The sequence below is a fragment of the Streptomyces canus genome (assembly GCF_030815415.1).
Lineage (GTDB): Bacteria > Actinomycetota > Actinomycetes > Streptomycetales > Streptomycetaceae > Streptomyces > Streptomyces canus_F.
This window is the reverse complement of sequence record NZ_JAUSWW010000001.1, coordinates 7,504,374-7,525,749: the sequence shown is the minus strand read 5'-3', so window position 1 is coordinate 7,525,749 and position 21,376 is coordinate 7,504,374. Positions and strand designations below refer to the sequence as shown.

Genomic DNA, 21,376 nt, shown 5'->3' with positions numbered 1-21,376 from the left:
GTACTTCCGTGCGGGGGAAACGTGGCGGGGGTCAGCCCCGGAAGTCCTCGGCGTGGTCGCGGGCCCACTGCTCGAAGGTGCGGGCCGGGGTGCCGGTGATCTTCTCGACGGTGCCGGTGATCTCCGGGGTCGCGCCGACGGTGGCGGCCCAGCTCTTCAGCAGGAACTGGAGGAGGTGGGGCGGCATGTGGGAGAAGAGTTCGGTGGCGGCCTGTTCCGGCGGGAGTTCGACGTACTCCAGGTCGCGTCCGAGGGCTCGGCCGATCGCGGCGATCTGGTCGGCGTTGCTGGTCGCCGCGGGTCCGGTGAGGACGTGGACGGCGCCTTCGTGGCCGACGTCGAGGAGGGCGCGTTCGGCGACGGCGGCGATGTCGTCCTCGTGGATGGGTGCGCTCATCGCGTCGGCGAAGACGCCGCGGACGGTGTCGCCGGCGCGGATCTGTCCCGCCCAGGAGAGGGCGTTGACGGCGAAGGCGTGGGGGCGCAGGAAGGTCCATTCCAGGCCGCTGTCGCGGATGGCGCGTTCGGCGTCGGCGTGCATGACCCGGAGGGGGTTGTTGTCGTCGGCGTCTTCTTTGACGTATCCGGCGGACAGGAACACGACGTGGCGGACGCCGGCTTCGCGGGCGGCCGTGAGGAGGTCGGCGTTCGCGGCCTGGACGTAGAGGAAGAGTTTGGTGGCGCCTTCGAAGACGGCCTTGTCGGGGTGGAGGCGCATGACCTCCACCCCGTCGGGCAGTGCGGCCTTCTGGGGGTCGCGGGTGAGGGCGCGTACGGGTCGGTCTGCGGCGACGAGGCGGTCGACGAGGGCACGGCCGACGTTTCCGGTGGCGCCGGTTACTAAGATCACGGGTCTGTCTCCCAGGGTTGATCGTCCTTGACTGTCCGTAGCCTAGAGCGGACGATCGCCTTCCCGCGTCGTCTCCCGGGAGCAACCGCGGCCTACGTCTGAGGTCCTAGGCCTCCCTCACTCGCAATGCGCGTGCCAGGTCGTCGAGTTGGTCGGCGAGCTTGCGGCGCAGGGCCGGGATGGGGTCGGCGTTGCGCAGGCATCGTTCGCCGTGGCTGAGGGTGTCGGCGTCGACGGCGTGGGCGGGGAACGCGTAGCGGCCGGCGGCGTCGGCGATGGCGGGGCCGCGGCGGGCGGCGAGGGCGACGGCGTCCTCGAAGTAGCGCGGGACGTACTCCTGGAGGAGTTCGGCCTGTTCGGGCTGCCAGAAGCCCTGGGCGGTGGCGGTGAACAGGTAGTTGGACAGGTCGTCGTGGGCGAACATGGCTTCCCACGCGGTGCGCTTGGCGGCTGCGTCGGGCAGGGCGGCGCGGCAGCGGGTGGCGCCCTCCTGGCCGGTGGCGGACGGGTCGCGGTCGAGTTCGGCGGCGATGGCGGTCTCGTCGGTGGCGTCGAGGGCGGCGAGGCGGGCCAGGACGCGCCAGCGCAGTTCGGGGTCGAGTTCGGGGCCGCCGGGGACGGTGCCGTCGGCGAGCCAGGCGGCGATGGTGTCGGGGTGGGCGGCGACGTCGATGAAGTGGCGTACGGCGATCAGGCGCAGGCCGGGGTTGTCGCCGTCCTCGGTGCGGCGGATGAGGTCGCGGCACAGGGAGGTGAGGGTGGCGAGGGCGGCGGGGCGCTCCTCGGGGGTCACATAGCGGCCGGCGACCTGGACGGAGGCGAAGGCGAGGACGCCCTGGACGAGGGCGAGGTCGGTCTCGTGCGGAAGGTGGGTGCGGGCCGCCTCGAGGTAGGCGGTGGCCGCCAGTTCGCCGTCGCGGACCGCGTCGCGCAGGGCGTTCCAGACGACGGCGCGGGTGAGTGGGTCGGGCAGGCCCGACAGGGCGGCGCGGACGGTGTCGAAGGAGTCGGCGTCGAAGCGGACCTTGGCGTAGCTGAGGTCGCCGTCGTTGAGGAGCAGGAGGGCGGGGCGCTTGCCGATGGGCTGGGGTGCGGTCTGCGGGATGTCGAGGTCGAGGCGTTCGCGCAGGACGAGGTGGCGGCCCTCGTCGGTCGCGCCTTCCGCCAGGGTCCGGTCGTAGAGGCCTACGGCGATGCGGTGCGGGCGGCTGCCGGTGTGCTCGACCTGGAGGGTGTAGGTGCCTTCGTCGCCGGGGGTGACCTGGGGCTTGAGGGTGTCGACGCCGGTGGTGCGCAGCCAGGTCTCGGCCCAGGCGTGGACGTCGCGTTCGGTGCTGCTCGCGAGGGAGTCGATGAAGTCGGCGAGGGTGGCGTTGGCGAACTTGTGGCGGGCGAAGTGGGTGTTGATGCCGGCGAGGAAGTCCTTCTCGCCGAGCCAGGCCACCAGTTGCCGTAGTGCGGAGGCGCCCTTGGCGTAGGAGATGCCGTCGAAGTTGAGCATGGCGGAGGCGGTGTCGGGCACCAGCTCGGGGTCGGGGGCGACGGGGTGGGTGGAGGGGCGCTGGTCGGCCTCGTAGCCCCAGGCCTTGCGCGCGACGCCGAAATCGGTCCAGGTGTCGGCGAAGCGGGTGGCTTCGGCGCAGGTCTGGTAGCCCATGTACTCGGCGAAGGACTCGTTGAGCCAGATGTCGTCCCACCAGCGCAGGGTGACGAGGTCGCCGAACCACATGTGGGCCATTTCGTGGGCGATGACCATGGCGCGGGTCTGGCGTTCGGTGTCGGTGACGGCGGAGCGGTAGACGAACTCGTCGCGGAAGGTGACCAGTCCGGGGTTCTCCATGGCGCCGGCGTTGAACTCGGGGACGAATGCCTGGTCGTAGGAGTCGAAGGGGTAGGGCTCCTCGAACTTCTCGTGGTAGCGGTCGTAGCACTGCTTGGTGACCTCGAAGAGTTCGTCGGCGTCCGCGTCGAGGTAGGGGGCGAGCGAGCGGCGGCAGTGCAGGCCGAAGGGCAGGCCGCGGTGTTCGGTGGTGACGGAGTGGTAGGGGCCGGCTGCGACGGCGACGAGGTAGGTGGAGATCCGCGGGGTGGGGGCGGTCTGCCAGTGGCCGTCGCCGAGGTGTTCGGCGATGCCGTTGGCGAGGACGGTCCAGTGCTCGGGGGCCTTCACGGTCAGCTCGAAGACGGACTTGAGGTCGGGCTGGTCGAAGGCGGCGAAGACGCGGGGGGCGTCGTCCATGCACAGGTTCGTGTACAGGTAGGTCTCGCCGTCGGCGGGGTCGGTGAAGCGGTGCATGCCTTCGCCGGTGCGGGAGTAGCGCATGCTCGCGCCGATGTGGAGTTCGTGTTCGCCGGCGGTGAGGTTCTTCAGGGGCAGCCGGTCGCCGTCCAGGGACTCCGGGTCGAGGGGCTCTCCGTCGAGGGCGACGGAACGCAGCTGTGCGGGCTTGAGCTCGACGAAGGTGTCGCCGTCCGTACGCAGGGTGAAGCGGATGACGGTGCGGGAGTCGAAGGTGTCGTCGCCGGTCGTCAGGTCGAGGGCGATCGAGTACCGGTGGACGTCGAGGAGCTTGGCACGGGTCTGCGCTTCGTCGCGCGTCAGTACGGACATGCAGGACATGCTGCCTGATGGGACCGGCCGGGCACAGGGGCGGATCGGTACGCGGCCTATGTCCGGTCCTGTTCGAGACTGCCGTGGTGCGCCCCTTCTGCGCGCTGGAGCGGGACCCGGGTGTCCGGGTGGGGCAGGGCGGGGCGTGCGGGGCGGTCGTGGGTCTCGCCGTGGTTCTTGACGAGGGCGCGCAGTTCGCGGATCTCCTCCTGGAGGAGGAGTTGGCGCCGGTGGGCGTCGTAGAGGTAGCGGACCTTGGTGCGCAGCGCCCAGGGGTCGACGGGTTTCGTGATCAGGTCGGCGACGCCGAGTCCGAAGGCGGTGGAGGTGAGTTCGTGGTCGGTGCCGAAGCCGGTGAGCAGGACGACGGGGATGTGCTGGGTCTGTTCCAGGCGGCGCATGTAGCGCACGACGTCGAGGCCGCTGACGCCGGGCATGCGGACGTCGAGGAGGAGCAGGCCGACCTGCCCGCGGAGTACCTGCTTGAGGGCCTCGTCGCCGCTGGTGGCGCGGCTGAGCCGGTACCCCAGCGGGGCGAGGGTGCTCTCCAGGGCGTACAGCGTGTCCTCGTGGTCGTCGACGATGAGGATCTTGGCATCCGACGGCATGGCCCGACGTCCCTCCCGCGTGGGACAACCAGCTTATGTCCGAGGAGCTGACGGGGAGTGCTCGCCAGCTGACAAGGGGTGCACAGCGCAGCGTGCCTCGCGCGGGCGCGCGTGTCACGCCCTTTTGGTGTCGGCCGAGGTCAGTTGGCCTGTGACGAGGTGCCGTTGATCGTGTTCTCCACGCTCTCGGCGATCCGCTCGTGGTGGCGGATCACTTCGGCGATGATGAAATTCAGGAACTTCTCAGCGAAGGCCGGGTCGAGTTTGGCGTTCTCGGCGAGGGTCCGCAGCCGTTCGATCTGGCGGGCCTCGCGGGCCGGGTCGGCGGGCGGCAGCTGGTGCTGGGCCTTGAGGTGGCCGACCTGCTGGGTGGCCTTGAAGCGTTCGGCGAGCATGTGGACGACGGCGGCGTCGATGTTGTCGATGCTGTCGCGCAGCCGGGCGAGCTCCTCGCGCACGGCGGGGTCGACGTCACCGGTTCCGTTGGTGCTGGTGGTCATGGGCGACCACCCTACGTGGCAGCGCGGCAACGCCGTCGAGGTGTCCGCGCTCGGGCCCGGTGCGTGCGGCCGGCCGCCCACGAAGGCGCACGGGAGCGGCTCCGGCCGGTCGTCGGGCCGGGTCGGTCGTCGGCCAGCCCGGGCGTCGGGCCGGCTCGTCGGACCGGGTCGGGCGTCAGGCCGGGTCGGGCGTCAGGCCGGGTCGGGCGTCAGGCCGGGTCGGGCGTCAGGCCGGGTCGGGCGTCAGGCCGGGTCGGGCGTCAGGCCGGGTCGGGCGTCAGGCCGGGTCGGGCGTCAGGCCGGGTCGGGCGTCAGGCCGGGTCGGGCGTCAGGCCGGGTCGGGCGTCAGGCCGGGTCGGGCGTCAGGCCGGGTCGGGCGTCAGGCCGGGTCGGGCGTCAGGCCAGCCCGGGTATCGGCCAGCCCGATCGTCAGGTCAGCCCGATCGTCGGGTCGGCGCGGGCGTCAGGCCAGCCCGGGTATCGGTCAGCCCGATCGTCGGGTCGGCGCGGGCGTCAGGCCAGCCCGGGCGTCAGGCCGGCTCGATCGTCAGGCCGGCTCGATCGTCGGGCCGGGTCGGGCGTCAGGCCGGCTCGGGCGTCAGGCCGGCTCGATCGTCGGGCCGGGTCGGGCGTCAGGCCAACCCGATCGTCAGGCCAGCCCGGGGCGCCTTGTGGCGTGGGCCTCGTCATCCGGGGGATTCGCCGGAGTCGCGTCGGTGGGGACGGAGGCGGGCGTCGTGGTCCTACGTGGTGCCGGGGAGTCGGGGCGGGTCGTCGGGGTCGGGGACCTGGTCGCTCCAGCCGCCGGGGACGGCGCGGCCCTGTTGGGCGCGGAAGCGGACGGGTGCGGTGCCGACGCGGCGGGTGAACAGGCGGGAGAAGTAGGCGGGGTCGTCGTAGCCGACGCGACGGGCGACGGCGGCGACGGGGAGTTCGGTGGCGGCGAGGAGCTCCTTGGCGCGGCCCAGGCGGATGCCGAGGAGGTAGTCCTTGGGGCTGCAGCCGGCGCCGCGGCGCACGGCGGTGCGCAGTTCGGCGAGGGTCATGCCGTGCCGGGCGGCGTGGTCGGCGACGGACAGGGGGGTGAAGGCGTCGCGGGCGAGGGCCTTGAGGACCTGGTGGCCGTCGGGGGTGAGGTCGGCGCGGGCGCGGCGCAGGGCGACGAGGAGTTCGTGGACGGCGGCGCCGGTCTCGACCTCCAGGAGGGGGTTGTCGCGGCGGGCGGCGCGGGCCATGCGTCCGATGACGGCACGGGGTCCGGTGGCGTCGGTGAGGGGGACGACGGGCCGGTCGGGTTCGATGTAGCCGAGTTCGGTGTAGGTGGCGGTGGCGGGTCCGGTGAAGTCGACGAAGCCCTCGTCCCAGCCGGTGCCGGGGTCGGGCGCGTAGTGGTGGGGGACGCCGGGGGTGAGCCACAGCAGGGCGGGCGCGGTGACGGTCGTACGGCGGCCGCGGGCGTCCTCGTACCAGCCGCCGCCGGTGCTGATGACGACGGCGACGTGGTGGTCGAGGGTGCGGGGGCCGACGGTGGGCAGGGCGCCGTACTGGAGGCCGACGCCGAGGCAGACGAGGCCGAGGCGGTGGTGGGCGGGGCCGGGCGTGAGGAACCGCATCCAGGTGTGGTACATCGACAGGCCCCGTTTCGTCCGTCCAAGCTGCGCCGATCTTTGTCCATGGACCCTGACCTGCGCCAGAGGTGAGGGTGGGGCGTATGAGCGAGTTCACGGCGGGGGAAAAGGACTTTCTGCTGGACGGGCGGCCGGTGCGGCTGCTGTCCGGTGCGCTGCACTACTTCCGGGTGCACGAGGCGCAGTGGGGGCACCGGCTGGCGATGGTGCGGGCGATGGGCCTGAACTGCGTGGAGACGTACGTCCCGTGGAATCTTCACGAGCCGCGGCCGGGTTCCTACGACGATGTGGAGGCCCTCGGTCGTTTCCTGGACGCGGCGCGGGAGGCGGGGCTGTGGGCGATCGTGCGGCCGGGGCCGTACATCTGCGCCGAGTGGGAGAACGGCGGGCTGCCGCACTGGCTGACGGGGCGGCCGCGCACCGGCGACGCGCAGTATCTGGGGCACGTGGAGCGCTGGTTCTGTCGGCTGCTGCCCCAGGTCGTGGCCCGGCAGATCGACCGCGGCGGCCCGGTGATCATGGTGCAGGTCGAGAACGAGTACGGCAGTTACGGCTCGGACGCGGAGTATCTGCGCCGGCTGGCCGCTCTCCTGCGCGAGACGGGCGTCACGGTCCCGCTGTTCACCTCCGACGGCCCCGAGGACCACATGCTGACCGGCGGCTCGCTCCCCGGTGTCCTCGCCACGGTCAACTTCGGCTCCCACGCGCGCGTGGCCTTCGAGACGCTGCGCCGGCACCGCCCTGACGGGCCGCTGATGTGCATGGAGTTCTGGTGCGGCTGGTTCGACCACTGGGGCGCCGAGCACGTCGTACGGGACCCCCGGGACGCGGCGGCGGCCCTGCGGGAGATCCTGGAGTGCGGGGCCTCCGTGAACCTCTACATGGCGCACGGCGGGACGAGCTTCGCGGGGTGGTCGGGCGCGAACCGGGGCGGTGGCGATCTGCACGACGGTGTGCTCGAGCCGGATGTGACGTCGTACGACTATGACGCGCCGATCGATGAGTTCGGATGTCCGACGGACAAGTTCTGGCGTTTCCGTGAGGTGCTGGCCGAGTACGCGGACGGCCCGCTGCCGGAACTTCCGCCGATGCCCGCACAGTTGGGGGCGGGTATCGAAGCCCACCTCACCGGCTGGGCGCCCTTGAGCGACGTACTGGAGACGCTCGGCGGTCCGGAGACCACGTCCCCTGTGCCGCCGACTTTCGAGGAACTCGACGTCGACCGGGGCCTGGTGCGTTACGAGGTGACGGTCCCGGGGCCCCGGCAGCCGTATCCGCTGATCGCGCGCGGGTTGCGGGATCTGGCGGTGGTGTACGTCGACGGGGAGCGGGCCGGGGTGCTCACCGAGGAGGACGAGCGGCTGAAGGAGCCCGTGGCCGGGCACGCGCGCGTGGAGCTGTGGGTGGAGTCCCTGGGGCGGGTCAACTACGGGCCGCGGACCGGGGAGGCGAAAGGGATCACCGGGGGGCTGCTGCACGAACGGCAGTATCTGCACGGGGTACGCGCGCGTGGGCTGCGCCTGGACGCTCTGGAGGACGTGGACGGGGTGCCTTTCCGGCCGCTTCCCGAAGAAGGCGCCCCGGGTCTCTACCGGGGCACCCTCACCGTGCGGGGCGCGGGGGACGCGCTGCTCGAACTGCCGGGCTGGACACGGGGGTTCGTGTGGGTCAACGGCTTCAACCTGGGCCGCTACTGGTCCGCGGGCCCGCAGCAGGCGCTGTACGTGCCCGGCCCGGTGCTGCGGGAGGGCGTCAACGACGTATGGGTGCTGGAGTTCGAGAAGGCGGCGCCCGACCGGGCGCCACGGCTCAGGAGCCGATGACCTTGTGCAGGTGCACGTCCTGGTGGCCCCCGGGGATGCCCTCCGTGCGGCCGGTCTCGCGAAAGCCGAGGCCCTTGTAGAAGCCGGGGGCCTGGAAGGTGAAGGAGGAGACGATCATCTCGGTGCAGCCGCGCCGCACGGCCTCCTCCTCGGCGGCGCCCATGAGCCGGGTCCCCCAGCCCGCGTGGCGCTGGTCCGCGCGCACCCACAGCATGTCGACGGCGCAGCAGGAGCCCCAGATCCACGCGGTCAGGCCGCCGGCCAGCTCTCCGTCGGCGTCGGTGGCACGGACGGTGAGGGGCGCCGGGGTTCCGGCGCCGGTCGCCTCGGCGTTGAAGGCGGTGAGTTCGTCGTCGAGGCGCTGCTCCAGGACGTCGTCCTTGTCGCCGACCTGCAGGGAGGTCCCGGGTTCGATGGTCACGGCCGGGAGTATGCCAGGGCGGCCGTCCGCCGGGGAAAATCCGCCCGCACCCTCGTAGAGTGGAGTCGGGTTCAGGGCGTCTTGGGGGTACCGGCGTGGCGAACGACGGACCGGTCGAGCACGGCTACCCGCATCTGGAGACGGTGCGGGCCTCGATCACCGCGCTCTGGAAACGGCTGTCGTACGACACCGTCCAGACGTTCTCGACCAGCGTGGCCCCCGCCGACGTGGCGTTCTGCGACACGGACGATCTCCATCTGGGGGCGCAGCGGGTGGCCCGTGAGCTGGTGCGGCACTACCGGCTCCCCGACGCGCGGATGATCGTCGGCTTCCGGGAGATGACGCATGCGGCGAACGTCGAACTGGCCGCGGGGCCCGAGTACTTCGTGGAGTTGAACGACCGTTTCCGTACCCATCGCCGGGACATCGGGGCGGCGCTGGCGCACGAGGTGATGCATGTCTATCTGCACCGGCTCGATCTGTCGTTCCCGGGGATCAGGGAGAACGAGATCCTCACGGACACGGCGTCGACGTATCTGGGCGCTGGGTGGCTGCTCCTTGACGCGTACCGGGAGGACGCGGCGTCCTCGCAGAAGCTGGGGTATCTGACGCCGGAGGAGTTCGGGTACGTGCTGGCGAAGCGGTCGCTGGTGTTCGGTGAGGATCCGTCGGTGTGGTTCACCAGTGCGCAGGCCTATACGGCGTATGTGAAGGGGATGGCGAAGGCTCGGGAGGATGAGCAGCAGCCTCCGCTGACCGCGGCGGGGTGGGCTGGGCGGCGGCGGTATGCCCGTGACCGGCGGGCTCATGTTCCGCAGGCCGGCTCGTCCTACGCGTTCACGCCTGATGGGGGTGCCGGGGGGCTGCGGGTCTCCTTTCCTTGTCCTACCTGTCATCAGAAGATCAGGGTGCCGGTGCGGGGGCGGGTTCGGGCGCGGTGCGGGTTGTGTCGCACCGTGTTGGAGTGCGATACGTGAGCTGACTGTGGCGGGTTGGCTGCGGCGCCATCGTGGCTGGTCGCGCCCACGCGGCGGAGCCGCAAATCGATACAGTCCCGCGCCCCTTAAAAGGCGGGTGGGTTGCCCTACGCCCCGTAGACCTGTCCCGGGGTCTCCGCCTCGCCGAGCAGTTTCTGCGCCGTCTCTCCCGCCTCCGCCGGCGTCCACCTCGCCCCCTTGTCCGTGCTCGGCCCTGCCCGCCACCCCTCCATCACCGTGATCCGGCCGGCCTCCACCTCGAACACCCGGCCGCTCACCCCCGCGCTCGCCGCCGAGCCCAGCCACACCACCAGCGGGGAGACGTTCTCCGGGGCCATCGCGTCGAAGCCCTCGCCCGGTGCCGCCATGGTGTCGGCGAAGGTGTGCTCCGTCATGCGCGTCCGTGCCGCCGGCGCGATCGCGTTGACCTGGACGCCGTAGCGTGCGAGTTCCGCCGAGGCGACGAGGGTGAGGCCCACGATCCCGGCCTTCGCCGCGCTGTAGTTCCCCTGTCCGACCGAGCCCAGCAACCCGGCCCCGCTGCTGGTGTTGACGACCCGGGCGACCGGCGTGCGTCCCGCCTTCGCCTGCGCCCGCCAGTGTGCGGCGGCGTGCTTGAGCGGCAGGAAGTGGCCCTTGAGGTGGACGCGCATCACCGCGTCCCAGTCGTCCTCGTCGAGGTTGACGAGCATCCGGTCGCGCAGGAACCCGGCGTTGTTGACGAGGGTGTCGAGGCGGCCGTACGTCTCCAGTGCGGCGGTGATCAGGGAGCTCGCCCCTTGGGTCGTCGCGATGTCGCCGCCGTGGGCGACGGCCTCGCCGCCCGCCGCACGGATCTCCGCGACGACCTGTGCGGCCGGGCTGTCCGCGTCGGGCGCCCCGTCGAGGCCGACGCCGAGGTCGTTGACGACGACACGGGCCCCTTCGGCGGCGAAGGCCAGCGCGTGCGCCCGGCCGAGTCCGCGGCCGGCCCCGGTGACGACGACGACCCGGCCGTCGCAGATTCCGCTCATCTCAGGTCTCCTTGTTGGCAGTTGCCGCGTCCAAGAACAGCGGCCGCTCTCCGCCCCCGTGGACCAGCAGCGATGCCCCGGTGATGTACGCGGCGGCGTCCGAGGCGAGGAAGACGGCCGCGGCGCCGATCTCGGCAGGCTCGGCCAGTCTGCCGAGCGGGACGGTGCGGGAGACGGCGTCGATGCCGTCCTCGTCTCCGTAGTGGAGGTGGGCCAGCTCGGTGCGCACCATGCCGACGACCAGCGTGTTCACCCGTACGTCCGGCGCCCACTCCACCGCCATCGACCGCGCGAGGTTCTCCAGTCCGGCCTTGGCCGCCCCGTACGCCGCCGATCCGGGCGAGGGGCGGCTGCCGCTGACGCTGCCGATCATGACGACCGAGCCCTTCGACCGTTTCAGGTGCTCGTGGGCCGCGAGGGAGGCCGTGAGCGGGGCGAGCAGGTTCAGCTCGATCACCCGTGTGTGCCGCTCGGCGTCCGCGTCCGCGAGCAGCCGGAACGGGCCGCCGCCCGCGTTGTTGACGAGGACGTCGAGGCGGGGCAGCGCGCCGAAGAACGCGTGTACCGCGTCCGGGTCCCGCACATCCAGGGACACGAACTCGGTGCCCTCCAGGGGCACTTCGGGTGGCCGTCGCGCACACACCACGACGTCCGCGCCCGCGCTGACGAACGCCCGCGCGATCCCGGCACCGACTCCCCGCGTGCCGCCGGTGACGACCACGACCCTCCCCTTCAGCTCCATTCGCCGCTACCCTTCACCTAACAAACGTTTGGTGGAAAGGTAGCTGATGCTTCCATGGGTGTCTCCACCTCGTCCCAGGAATCGGGGCACGGAAAGGACGGCGTCGCGGTCGTCACGGTCGACTTCCCCCCGGTGAACGCCCTGCCGGTGGACGGCTGGTTCGCGCTCGCCGACGCGGTGCGCGGGGCGGGCCGCGATCCGCGGGTGCGGTGCGTGGTGCTGGCCGCCGAGGGCCGGGGGTTCAACGCGGGCGTGGACATCAAGGAGATCCAGGCACAGGGCCCTTCGGCTCTCGTCGGCGCCAACCGCGGCTGCTACGAGGCCTTTTCGGCGGTGTACGACTGCGAGGTGCCGGTGGTGGCGGCCGTGCAGGGCTTCTGCCTGGGCGGCGGTGTCGGCCTCGTCGGCAACGCGGACGCGATCGTGGCGAGCGAGGACGCCACCTTCGGACTGCCCGAGCTGGACCGGGGCGCGTTGGGCGCGGCCACGCATCTGGCCCGGCTGGTCCCCCAGCACCTCATGCGTGCCCTGTACTTCACCTCCCGTACGGCGACCGCGGCCGAGCTGCACGCGCACGGTTCGGTGTGGCAGGTGGTGCCGCGCGCCGAACTCCTGGAAGCGGCCCTGGAGTTGGCGGGCGAGATCGCCGCCAAGGACGGGGAGCTGCTCCGGCTCGCCAAGGCCGCGATCAACGGTATCGACCCGGTCGACGTGCACCGCAGTTACCGCTTCGAGCAGGGCTTCACCTTCGAGGCGAGCACCGCCGGGGTGGCCGACCGCATCCGTGACAGGTTCGGGAAGGAGGCCGATAGGTGAGCGACAAGACCATGACCGCGGACGAGGCCGTGGCCCGGCTGCGCAGCGGCATGACCCTCGGCATCGGCGGCTGGGGCTCGCGCCGCAAACCGATGGCCCTGGTCAGGGCGCTGCTCCGGTCGGAAGTCACCGACCTCACGATCGTCTCGTACGGCGGCCCGGACGTCGGCATGCTCGCCGCGGCCGGACGGATCCGCAAGCTGGTGGCCGCCTTCGTCACCCTCGACTCGATCCCCCTCGAACCGCACTACCGCGCGGCCCGCGAGCGCGGCGCCTTCGAGCTGATGGAGATCGACGAGGCGATGTTCATGTGGGGGCTGCACGCGGCGGCCAACCGCCTGCCCTTCCTGCCCGTGCGGGCGGGCGTCGGCTCGGACGTGATGCGGGTCAACCCCGGGCTGCGGACGGTGACTTCGCCGTACGACGACGGCGAGACGTTCGTGGCCGTGCCCGCCCTGCGTCTGGACGCGGCCCTGGTCCACGTCAACCGCGCCGACCGGCTGGGCAACGGGCAGTGTCTGGGACCGGACCCCTACTTCGACGACCTCTTCTGCGAGGCGGCGGACACCGCGTACGTGTCGTGCGAACGGGTCGTCGACACGGCCGAGTTGACGAAGGCGGCGGCGCCGCAGTCGCTGCTGGTCAAGCGGCATGTGGTGACCGGAGTCGTCGAGGCCCCGAACGGAGCGCACTTCACGTCCTGCGCGCCGGACTACGGGCGGGACGAGGCCTGGCAGAAGGCCTATGCGACCACGCCCTGGCCGGAGTTCGCGGCAGGATATCTGAAGGAGGGATCGTGAACGCCTCGCCTGTGCCGCCCACCCGCGCCGAGTACTGCGTGATCGCCTGTGCCGAGGCCTGGCGGGACGGCGGTGAGATCCTGGCGAGCCCCATGGGCCTGATCCCCTCCGTCGGGGCCCGTCTCGCGCGGCTCACCTTCGCCCCGGATCTGCTGCTGACGGACGGCGAGGCGATGCTGGTCCGCCCGGACGGCACCGTCGAGGGCTGGCTGCCGTACCGGCAGCATCTGGCCCTGGTCACGGGCGGGCGGCGGCACGTGATGATGGGCGCGAGCCAGATCGACCGGTACGGCAACCAGAACATCTCCTGCATCGGCGACTGGGCGCAGCCGAAGCGGCAGTTGCTCGGGGTGCGCGGAGCGCCGGTCAACACCCTGAACAATCCGACGAGTTACTGGGTGCCCCGGCACTCGCGGCGGGTCTTCGTCGAGAAGGTCGACCTGGTGTGCGGGGTGGGCTACGACCACGCTGCCGGCGCCCGCTTCCATCGCATCCCGCGCGTCGTCTCCGACCTCGGTGTCTTCGACTTCGCGACGCCGGACCACTCGATGCGGCTGGCCTCGCTGCACCCCGGGGTGAGCGTCGAGCAGGTCGCCGAGGCCACGGGGTTCGCCCTGAACATCCCGGACGAGGTGCCGTACACCCGTGAACCGACGGCGGACGAACTGGAGTTGATCCGCGAGGTGCTCGACCCGGCCGGCGTCCGCTCGCGGGAGGTCGCCGTCTGATGGACACGGCACTCACCCGGCTGGTCGGGGTCCGCCATCCGATCGTGCAGACCGGGATGGGCTGGGTGGCGGGCCCCCGCCTGGTGTCGGCCACGGCGAACGCGGGCGCGCTGGGCATCCTGGCCTCGGCGACGATGACACTCGACGGGCTGCGCGAGGCGGTGCGGGAGGTCAAGTCCCGTACGGACGCGCCCTTCGGGGTCAACCTCCGTGCCGACGCGGCGGACGCGGGCGACCGGGTGCGGCTGATGATCGACGAGGGGGTGCGGGTCGCTTCCTTCGCTCTCGCGCCCTCCGCCGAGCTGATCGCCGAGCTCAAGGAGGCGGGGATCGTCGTCGTCCCGTCCGTCGGTGCCCGTCGGCATGCCGAGAAGGTGGCGGCGTGGGGGGCGGACGCAGTGATCGTGCAGGGCGGGGAGGGCGGCGGACACACCGGTGAGGTGGCGACGACCGTGCTGCTGCCGCAGGTGGTGGACGCGGTGGACATCCCGGTCGTGGCGGCCGGGGGGTTCTTCGACGGGCGGGGGCTGGTCGCGGCGCTGGCGTACGGGGCGGCGGGTGTCGCGATGGGCACCCGGTTCCTGCTCACGTCGGACTCGACGGTGCCGGACGCGGTGAAGGCACGCTATCTGGCGGCGACGGTGAAGGACGTGACGGTGACGCGGGCGGTCGACGGCCTGCCGCACCGGATGCTGCGCACGGACCTGGTGACCGGGTTGGAGGACTCCGGCCGCGCGAAGGCCCTTGCGCGGGCGGTCCGCCACGCGAGCGGTTTCCGCCGCCTGTCCGGACTCACCTGGCGGCAGATGATCCGCGACGGCCTCTCCCTGAAGCACGGCAAGGACCTCACCTGGAGCCAGGTCCTCCTCGCCGCGAACACGCCGATGCTGCTCAGATCGGCGATGGTGGACGGCCGTACGGATCTCGGCGTGATGGCTTCCGGGCAGGTCGCCGGGGTGATCGACGATCTGCCGTCGTGTGCGGAGCTGGTGGACCGGGTGATGGCGGAGGCTGCGGAGGTCGTGGGGGCGCTGTCAGCGGGCGGGGCGCGCAGGGCGGCCGGCGGCTCGGGAGGCTGATGCTGTTCGGCGAGTGCCGGTCGGCTGTGGGTGATCTCGCAGTTCCCCGCGCCCCTTACGGGGCGCGGTCCCGCGCGTCAACCGCTCAGAGCCTCTCGATGATCGTCACGTTCGCCTGGCCGCCGCCCTCGCACATCGGCCCCGTCCCCGACGGCCCCCTCGCACTGCTCGGCCCTGGGGGGCCTCGCAGGCTTCGGGAGCCTGCGCCGGACTCCGTCCGCCGAAGTGGGGCGGTCTCGCCGTCGTCGCCATCACAACCGCTCGATGATCGTCACGTTCGCCTGGCCGCCGCCCTCGCACATCGTCTGGAGTCCGAACCGGCCGCCGGTGCGCTCCAGTTCGTGCAGCAGGGTCGTCATCAGTTTGACGCCCGTCGCGCCCAGGGGATGGCCGAGGGCGATGGCTCCGCCGTTGGCGTTGACCTTCTCCGGGTCCGCTCCGGTCTCCTTCAGCCAGGCCAGCACGACCGGGGCGAAGGCCTCGTTGATCTCGACGAGGTCGATGTCGTGGATGGAGAGGCCGGTCTTCTTGAGGGCGTGGGCGGTGGCGGGTATCGGTGCCGTCAGCATGCGGATCGGGTCCTCGCCGCGCACCGAGAGGTGGTGCACGCGGGCGCGTGGCGTCAGCCCGTGTTCGCGTACCGCCTGCTCCGAGGCCAGCAGCATGGCCGCCGCCCCGTCCGAGACCTGCGAGGAGCACGCGGCGGTGACCGTGCCGCCCTCGACGACCGGCTTCAGCCCGGCCATCTTCTCCAGCGAGGTGTCCCGGCGCGGGCCCTCGTCGACGGATACGTCCCCGTAGGCGACGGTCTCCCGCGCGAAGCGCCCCTCGTCGATCGCCCGCACCGCCCGCTGGTGCGAGCGCAGCGCGAACTCCTCCTGGTCCTGCCGGCTGATCCCCCACTTCGCGGCGATCATCTCGGCGCCGACGAACTGGTTCACCGGCTTGCCCCCGTACCGCGCCTGCCAGCCCTCACTGCCCGCGAAGGGACCCTGCGTGAGCCCGAGCGGCTCGGCGGCCTGCCGGGTGGCGAAGGCGATGGGGATCAGGGACATGTTCTGCACCCCGCCCGCGACCACCAGATCCTGCGTTCCCGACAGCACGCCCTGCGCCGCGAAGTGCACCGCCTGCTGGGAGGAGCCGCACTGCCGGTCCACGGTCACCCCCGGCACCTCCTCGGGCAGCCCGGCCGCCAGCCAGCAGGTCCGCGCGATGTCCCCGGCCTGCGGCCCCACCGCGTCCAGACAGCCGAAGACGACGTCCTCGACGGCGCCGGGATCCACCCCGGCCCGCGCCACCAGTTCCTTCAGCACATGCGCGCCCAGGTCGGCGGGATGGACTCCGCTGAGCCCTCCCTTTCGCCGCCCGACAGGCGTCCGGACCGCTTCGACGATGTAGGCCTCGGCCATGGCAACTCCCCAGACTCCTCAGAATCCCCAATGAGTCACGTACGTACGGCGATCCCGTCCAGCACCATCGACAGGTACTGCCGGGCGATCTCCTCCGGGCTGTGCTGTCCGCCGGGCCGGTACCAGGACGCGGCGACCCAGACGGTGTCGCGCACGAACCGGTAGGTGAGCCGGACGTCGAGGTCGGCGCGGAACACCTCGGCCGCGACCCCGCGCTCCAGCGTGGACAGCCACGCCTTCTCGAACTTGCGCTGCGACTCGGCGAGGAAGACGAACCGCTCCTGCGCGATCAGCTGTCTGCTCTCCTTCTGGTAGATCGCGACGGCGGCGCGGTGCCGGTCGATCTCCCGGAAGGACTCGGTGACCAGAGCCTCCAGCGTCTCGCGGGGCCCGAGTTCGGCGGCCAGGACGGTGTCGTAGCCGTCCCAGAGCTCGTCGAGGAAGGTCCGCAGGATCTCCTCGAGCATCGACTCCTTGGAGTCGAAGTGGTAGTAGAGGCTGCCCGCGAGCATGCCCGCGTGGTCCGCGATCTTGCGGACGGTGGTGGCGTTGTAGCCCTGCTCGGCGAAGACCTCGGCGGCGGTGTCGAGGAGTTCCCGGCGACGGGCGGGCGCGGCGGGGGTCACCTGCGGCTTCTTCTTGGTCGGCACGACATCAATTGTGGACGCTCCGCTCGTCAGGCGTGCTGGCTGCTGACGGCGACGACTTCGCCCGTCATGTACGAGGAGTAGCCGGACGCCAGGAACACGATCACGTTGGCCACCTCCCAGGGTTCGGCGTACCGCCCGAACGCCTCCCGCGCGGTCAGCTCCTCCAGCAGCTCCGGTGTGGTCACCTTCGCGAGGTGCGGGTGCATCGCGAGGCTCGGCGCCACCGCGTTGACGCGCACCCCGAACTCGGCGGCCTCCAGGGCCGCACACCGGGTCAGCGCCATCACGCCCGCCTTCGCGGCGGCGTAGTGCGCCTGCCCGGCCTGGGCTCGCCAGCCGACGACGGAGGCGTTGTTGACGATGACGCCGGTGCCGGAGTCCCGCATCAGCCGCAGCGCGGCCCGGGTGCAGCGGAAGGTGCCGGTCAGCGTGACGTCCAGGACGCGGGACCACTGGTCGTCGGACATGTCGACGAGAGGTGCGGTCCCGCCGAGCCCGGCGTTGTTGACGACGACGTCCAGCCGTCCGTGTTCCGCCACGGCGGTGTCGAACAGGGCCCGCACCTGGGACTCGTCGGTGACATCGCAGGGCAGGGCCGTCACCGCGCCCGGGAAGTCCCGCCCGAGCTCGGCCTCGTACTCCTTGAGCCGCCGCGTGTGCGCGTCGCTGATCAGCACCCGCGCGCCTTCCTCCAGGAACCGCCGCGCGGTGGCGCCGCCGATGCCGGCGCCGGCCGCCGCGGTGATGACGGCGGTGCGCCCGCTCAGCAGTGCGTGCCCTGGCTCGTACGCCGGAGTCTCGACGCCTGTCATAGGGCCACGCTAACCTACCAAACACTTGTTAGGGAAGCGCCGTCGAAGGGCTGTTGCCGATGGACCTCGCCTTCACGCAGGAAGAGGAGGCCTTCCGGGCCGAGGCCCGCGCGTGGCTGACCGCCCATGTGCCGTCCGAGCCGCTGCCCTCCCTGGAGACGGCGGAGGGTTTCGCGGCGCACCGCGCGTGGGAGGCCGAACTGGCCGCGGACCGCTGGTCGGTGGTCGACTGGCCGACGGCGTACGGCGGCCGGGACGCGGGGCTGGTCCGCTGGCTGCTGTTCGAGGAGGAGTACTACGCGGCGGGCGCCCCCGGACGCGTCAGCCAGAACGGCGTCAGCCTGCTCGCACCGACCCTCTTCGACCACGGCACGCGGGAGCAACGCGCGCGTGTGCTGCCGTCGATGGCCGGTGGCGAGGTGGTCTGGGCGCAGGCGTGGTCGGAGCCGGAGGCCGGTTCGGACCTGGCGTCCCTGCGATCCAAGGCGGTCCGTACGGCGGGCGGCTGGCGTGTGAGCGGGCAGAAGACGTGGTCGTCGCGGGCGGCCTTCGCGGACCGTGCGTTCGGCCTGTTCCGCAGCGACCCGGACGCCCCGAAGCCGCACCAGGGTCTGACGTATCTGATGTTCGATCTGCGTGCGCCGGGCGTCACGGTCCGGCCGATAGCCCGCCTGGACGGCAAGCCGGCCTTCGCGGAACTCTTCCTCGACGAGGTGTTCGTGCCGGACGAGGACGTGATCGGGGAGCCGGGGCAGGGCTGGCGGATCGCGATGTCGACGGCGGGCAACGAACGGGGGCTCAAGCTCCGCTCCCCCGGCCGTTTTCTGGCCGCCGCGGACCGCCTGCACCGTCTGTGGGAGGCCCAGGGCAGCCCGGCGTGGGCCGGCGACCGGGTGGCGGACGCGTTGATCGGAGCCCGCGCCTACCGGCTCTTCACCTTCGCGGCGGCCTCCCGCGTCCTGGACGGCGCGTCACTGGGCCCGGAGTCCAGCCTCAACAAGGTCTTCTGGTCGGAGTACGACATCGCGCTGACGGAGACGGCCCTGGATCTCCTCGGCCCTGAGGGCGAGTTGGCGGACACCGACTGGTCCGAGCGCTACGTCTTCTCCCTCGCGGGCCCCATCTACGCGGGCACCAACGAGATCCAGCGCGACATCATCGCCGAGCGCCTGCTCGGCCTGCCGAAGGGACGCCGGTGATGAGGTTCCTCGTGGACGCCGAGCAGCGTGCCTTCGGCGCCTCGCTGGACGCGATGCTGACCGCCGCGGACACCCCGGCGGTGATACGGGACTGGAGCCGGGGCGACCACGCGAGGGGACGCGCGCTGTGGTCGCGAGTCGCAAAGGCGGGGGTCTTCGCGCTGGCGGTTCCGGAGGCGTACGAGGGGCTGGGAATGCGGCCCGTGGAACTCACGCTCGCCTTCGTCGAGTTGGGCCGGCATGCGGTGCCCGGCCCGCTGGTGGAGACGGTCGCGGCGGCGGCACTGCTGGCGGGGCTGGACGACCAGGGCCCGGCGAAACGCTGGCTGCCCGCGCTGGCCTCGGGCGAATCGGCGGCGACCCTGACCACGGGGCCGTACGCACTGGACGCGGACATGGCCGGCCTACGGCTGACGATCTCCTCGTCCCTCAGCGGTCCTGCCGCGGTCGCCCCCACCGAACTCCGCCTCGCTCCCCCGCCCGGCCCCCCGCTCCGCTCCCTCGACCCGGCCCGCCGCCTCTTCCCGGCCGACCCCCACCACGGTGAACTCCTCGCCACCGACCCGGGGTCCCTCGCCCCCGCCCTGCTGCTGGCCCGCCTCACCACCGCCGCCCAAGCTCTCGGCGTCGGCCTCGCGCTCCTCGACAGGACCGTCTCCTACGTCGGGCAACGCACCCAGTTCGGCACCCCCATAGGCTCGTTCCAAGCCGTGAAGCATCGCCTCGCCGACGCCGAGGTCGCCCTGGAGTTCGCCCGCCCCCTGCTCCTGGGCGCCGCCCTGACCATGGCCCCGGAGGATGTCGCCGCCGCGAAGGTCACCGCGTGCGAGGCGGCGTACACCACCGCCCGTACCGCGCTCCAGCTGCACGGCGCGATCGGGTACACGGCGGAGTACGACCTGTCGCTGTGGCTGACCAAGGCCCGCGCCCTGCGGACCGCGTGGGGCGGCCCGGACGAGTGCCGGGCCGCCGTCCTCAGTGGTGGTCGCCGCTGCTGATCTGCCGGTACTCCTCCGCCGTCGGCTTGGGAATCCGCGTCTCGGGCCCGAACATCACATACGCCAGCCGCGCCCGCACCCGCTGGGAGACCGTGACCGGCCGCCGCACACCGTTCGCGTCGACGAGCGGTCCGATCTCGTACGGCGGGTTCTGCTCGTGCTGGGTGAGGGTGTGCAGCCGGCCCTGCGCGAGGGGTTCGTGGAGCTCGACGTACTCCCCATGCGGCAGCCGCTTGATGACGCCCGACTCCCGGCCGTGCAGCACCTTGTCCCGGTCCCGGCGCTGAAGCCCCAGACAGACCCGCTTCGTCACGATGAACGCGAGTACCGGCGCGACGAAGACGGAGATCCGCACGAACCAGGTGATCGCGTTGATGGACAGATGCAGATGCGTGGCCACGACGTCGTTGCCGCCGCCGATCAGCAGGACGACGTACAGGCTCAACCAGGCCACGCCAAGGCCGGTGCGCACGGGGACGTTGCGCGGCCGGTCCAGGATGTGGTGCTCGCGTTTGTCGCCGGTGATCCAGGCCTCGACGAAGGGATAGACGCCGATGGCGAGCAGGATCAGCGGGAAGAGCGAGAAGGGGATGAAGACACCCAGCACCAGGGAGTGGCCCCAGGCGCTGATCTCCCATCCCGGCATCACCCGGATCAGGCCCTCGGAGAAGCCGAGGTACCAGTCGGGCTGGGCGCCGGTGGTGACCAGGTCGGGACGGTAGGGGCCGAACGCCCACACGGGGTTGATCTGGGCGAGGCCGCCCATGAGCGCCAGCACCCCGAAGACGAGGAAGAAGAAGCCGCCCGCCTTGGCCGTGTACACCGGCAGCAACGGCATCCCCACGACCGTCCTCTCGTCACGGCCGGGCCCCGGATACTGCGTGTGCTTGTGGTAGAAGACCAGGATCAGATGCGCGACCACCAGGCCCAGCATGATCCCCGGCAGCAGCAGGACATGGATCGGGAAGAGTCTCGGGATGATGTCGTGGCCCGGGAACTCCCCGCCGAACAGGAAGAAGGACAGATACGTCCCGATGACGGGGACCGACAGGATCGCGCCCTGCGCGAAGCGGATGCCGGTGCCGGACAGCAGGTCGTCGGGGAGGGAGTAGCCGGTCAGTCCGGTGAGGATGCCGAGCATCAACAGGGTCCAGCCGAACACCCAGTTGAGTTCGCGGGGCTTGCGGAACGCGCCGGTGAAGAACACCCGCATCATGTGCACGAGCATCCCGGTGACGAAGACCAGCGCCGCCCAGTGGTGGATCTGCCGGATCAGCAGCCCGCCGCGCACATCGAAGCTGATGTCCAGCGTGGACTCGAACGCCCGGGTCATCACGATGCCGTTGAGGGGCTCGTACGAGCCGTGATAGACGACTTCGACGCCGCTGGGCTCGAAGAACAGGGTGAGATAGATGCCGGTGAGGATGATGACGAGGAAGCTGTAGAGGCAGATCTCGCCGAGCATGAAGGACCAGTGGTCGGGAAAGACCTTGCGCATGTTGGCCTTGGCCAGCCCGTACAGGCCGAGCCGCCCGTCCGCCCAGTCGGCGATCCTCTCGCCCTTGGCGGGGGTCCGTCCCCGCGCCTCGTCCACCGATCGTGCGCCGTCCATAGGCCGTCGCCTCTCTCGTCGGAGCACCTTTCAGAGTGGCACGACGACACGGCCAAGCCAACGGCGGGCGCAGCCTCGCGAGGGACTCCCGCGAACTCGC

At 71.6% G+C, this 21,376-nt stretch carries 20 protein-coding genes; 8 read left to right on the top strand and 12 right to left on the bottom strand.

The window, feature by feature from the left end; translation table 11 throughout:
• Window positions 1–31: 31 nt before the first annotated feature.
• The 5 genes from QF037_RS34770 to QF037_RS34750 all read right to left on the bottom strand — a co-directional run bounded on the left by QF037_RS34770 (window position 32) and on the right by QF037_RS34750 (window position 6,197).
• Window positions 32–850, bottom strand: a complete 819-nt coding sequence (locus QF037_RS34770; RefSeq protein WP_307032104.1) for an NmrA family NAD(P)-binding protein — start codon at window positions 848–850, stop codon at window positions 32–34.
• A gap of 106 nt (window positions 851–956) precedes the next feature.
• A complete protein-coding gene (gene pepN / locus QF037_RS34765) occupies window positions 957–3,461 on the bottom strand; it encodes an aminopeptidase N (RefSeq protein ID WP_307032103.1) in 2,505 nt (834 codons plus the stop codon).
• 56 nt (window positions 3,462–3,517) lie between these two features.
• A complete protein-coding gene (locus tag QF037_RS34760; RefSeq protein ID WP_307032102.1) occupies window positions 3,518–4,069 on the bottom strand; it encodes a response regulator in 552 nt (183 codons plus the stop codon).
• Between the two features lie 140 nt (window positions 4,070–4,209).
• Window positions 4,210–4,569: a chorismate mutase gene (locus QF037_RS34755; RefSeq protein ID WP_307032101.1), complete on the bottom strand. Its 360-nt coding sequence runs from the start codon at window positions 4,567–4,569 to the stop codon at window positions 4,210–4,212.
• Between the two features lie 743 nt (window positions 4,570–5,312).
• Window positions 5,313–6,197 (bottom strand): helix-turn-helix domain-containing protein, encoded by an 885-nt coding sequence (locus tag QF037_RS34750; RefSeq protein WP_307032100.1) that lies wholly within the window; start codon window positions 6,195–6,197, stop codon window positions 5,313–5,315.
• 83 nt (window positions 6,198–6,280) lie between these two features.
• Here QF037_RS34750 and QF037_RS34745 point away from each other — a divergent pair, with 83 nt between their 5' ends.
• Window positions 6,281–8,020: a glycoside hydrolase family 35 protein gene (locus QF037_RS34745; RefSeq protein WP_307032099.1), complete on the top strand. Its 1,740-nt coding sequence runs from the start codon at window positions 6,281–6,283 to the stop codon at window positions 8,018–8,020.
• Here the strand turns inward: QF037_RS34745 and QF037_RS34740 are convergent.
• A complete protein-coding gene (locus QF037_RS34740) occupies window positions 8,007–8,441 on the bottom strand; it encodes a GNAT family N-acetyltransferase (RefSeq protein WP_307032098.1) in 435 nt (144 codons plus the stop codon). The genes QF037_RS34745 and QF037_RS34740 overlap by 14 nt on opposite strands.
• A 95-nt stretch (window positions 8,442–8,536) precedes the next feature.
• Between QF037_RS34740 and QF037_RS34735 the strand changes: the two genes are divergently transcribed.
• Window positions 8,537–9,418: a hypothetical protein gene (locus tag QF037_RS34735; RefSeq protein ID WP_307032097.1), complete on the top strand. Its 882-nt coding sequence runs from the start codon at window positions 8,537–8,539 to the stop codon at window positions 9,416–9,418.
• Window positions 9,419–9,525: 107 nt separating this feature from the next.
• Here QF037_RS34735 and QF037_RS34730 read toward each other — a convergent pair whose 3' ends face one another.
• Entirely contained in the window at window positions 9,526–10,431 is a 906-nt protein-coding gene (locus QF037_RS34730) for an SDR family oxidoreductase (protein WP_307032096.1), read from the bottom strand.
• 1 nt (window position 10,432) lies between these two features.
• The gene (locus QF037_RS34725) at window positions 10,433–11,173 is read right to left on the bottom strand and encodes an SDR family oxidoreductase (protein ID WP_307032095.1); all 741 of its coding nucleotides are present in this window, start codon (window positions 11,171–11,173) and stop codon (window positions 10,433–10,435) included.
• Window positions 11,174–11,227: 54 nt separating this feature from the next.
• Here QF037_RS34725 and QF037_RS34720 point away from each other — a divergent pair, with 54 nt between their 5' ends.
• From QF037_RS34720 to QF037_RS34705, 4 genes are read left to right on the top strand one after another with little or no spacing between them, the layout of a single operon-like run.
• A complete protein-coding gene (locus tag QF037_RS34720) occupies window positions 11,228–11,989 on the top strand; it encodes an enoyl-CoA hydratase family protein (RefSeq protein WP_307032094.1) in 762 nt (253 codons plus the stop codon).
• Window positions 11,986–12,789, top strand: a complete 804-nt coding sequence (locus tag QF037_RS34715) for a CoA transferase subunit A (protein ID WP_307032093.1) — start codon at window positions 11,986–11,988, stop codon at window positions 12,787–12,789. Before QF037_RS34720 ends, QF037_RS34715 begins: the two co-directional genes overlap by 4 nt.
• Before the next feature lie 11 nt (window positions 12,790–12,800).
• Entirely contained in the window at window positions 12,801–13,517 is a 717-nt protein-coding gene (locus QF037_RS34710) for a CoA-transferase subunit beta (protein ID WP_307037519.1), read from the top strand.
• Entirely contained in the window at window positions 13,517–14,596 is a 1,080-nt protein-coding gene (locus QF037_RS34705; protein ID WP_307032092.1) for an NAD(P)H-dependent flavin oxidoreductase, read from the top strand. Before QF037_RS34710 ends, QF037_RS34705 begins: the two co-directional genes overlap by 1 nt.
• A gap of 251 nt (window positions 14,597–14,847) precedes the next feature.
• Here the strand turns inward: QF037_RS34705 and QF037_RS34700 are convergent, their stop codons facing one another.
• From QF037_RS34700 to QF037_RS34690, 3 genes are read right to left on the bottom strand one after another with little or no spacing between them, the layout of a single operon-like run.
• Window positions 14,848–16,005 (bottom strand): acetyl-CoA C-acetyltransferase, encoded by a 1,158-nt coding sequence (locus QF037_RS34700; protein WP_307032091.1) that lies wholly within the window; start codon window positions 16,003–16,005, stop codon window positions 14,848–14,850.
• Window positions 16,006–16,040: 35 nt separating this feature from the next.
• Window positions 16,041–16,655, bottom strand: a complete 615-nt coding sequence (locus QF037_RS34695) for a TetR/AcrR family transcriptional regulator (RefSeq protein ID WP_307032090.1) — start codon at window positions 16,653–16,655, stop codon at window positions 16,041–16,043.
• Between the two features lie 26 nt (window positions 16,656–16,681).
• Window positions 16,682–17,467 (bottom strand): SDR family oxidoreductase, encoded by a 786-nt coding sequence (locus tag QF037_RS34690; RefSeq protein WP_307032089.1) that lies wholly within the window; start codon window positions 17,465–17,467, stop codon window positions 16,682–16,684.
• Window positions 17,468–17,526: 59 nt separating this feature from the next.
• Here QF037_RS34690 and QF037_RS34685 point away from each other — a divergent pair, with 59 nt between their 5' ends.
• Window positions 17,527–18,666, top strand: a complete 1,140-nt coding sequence (locus tag QF037_RS34685) for an acyl-CoA dehydrogenase family protein (protein ID WP_307032088.1) — start codon at window positions 17,527–17,529, stop codon at window positions 18,664–18,666.
• The gene (locus QF037_RS34680) at window positions 18,666–19,664 is read left to right on the top strand and encodes an acyl-CoA dehydrogenase family protein (RefSeq protein ID WP_307032087.1); all 999 of its coding nucleotides are present in this window, start codon (window positions 18,666–18,668) and stop codon (window positions 19,662–19,664) included. Before QF037_RS34685 ends, QF037_RS34680 begins: the two co-directional genes overlap by 1 nt.
• Here the strand turns inward: QF037_RS34680 and qcrB are convergent.
• Complete coding sequence (gene qcrB / locus QF037_RS34675; protein WP_307032086.1) at window positions 19,642–21,276, bottom strand: cytochrome bc1 complex cytochrome b subunit; 1,635 nt, start codon at window positions 21,274–21,276, stop codon at window positions 19,642–19,644. The genes QF037_RS34680 and qcrB overlap by 23 nt on opposite strands.
• Window positions 21,277–21,376 lie beyond the last annotated feature (100 nt).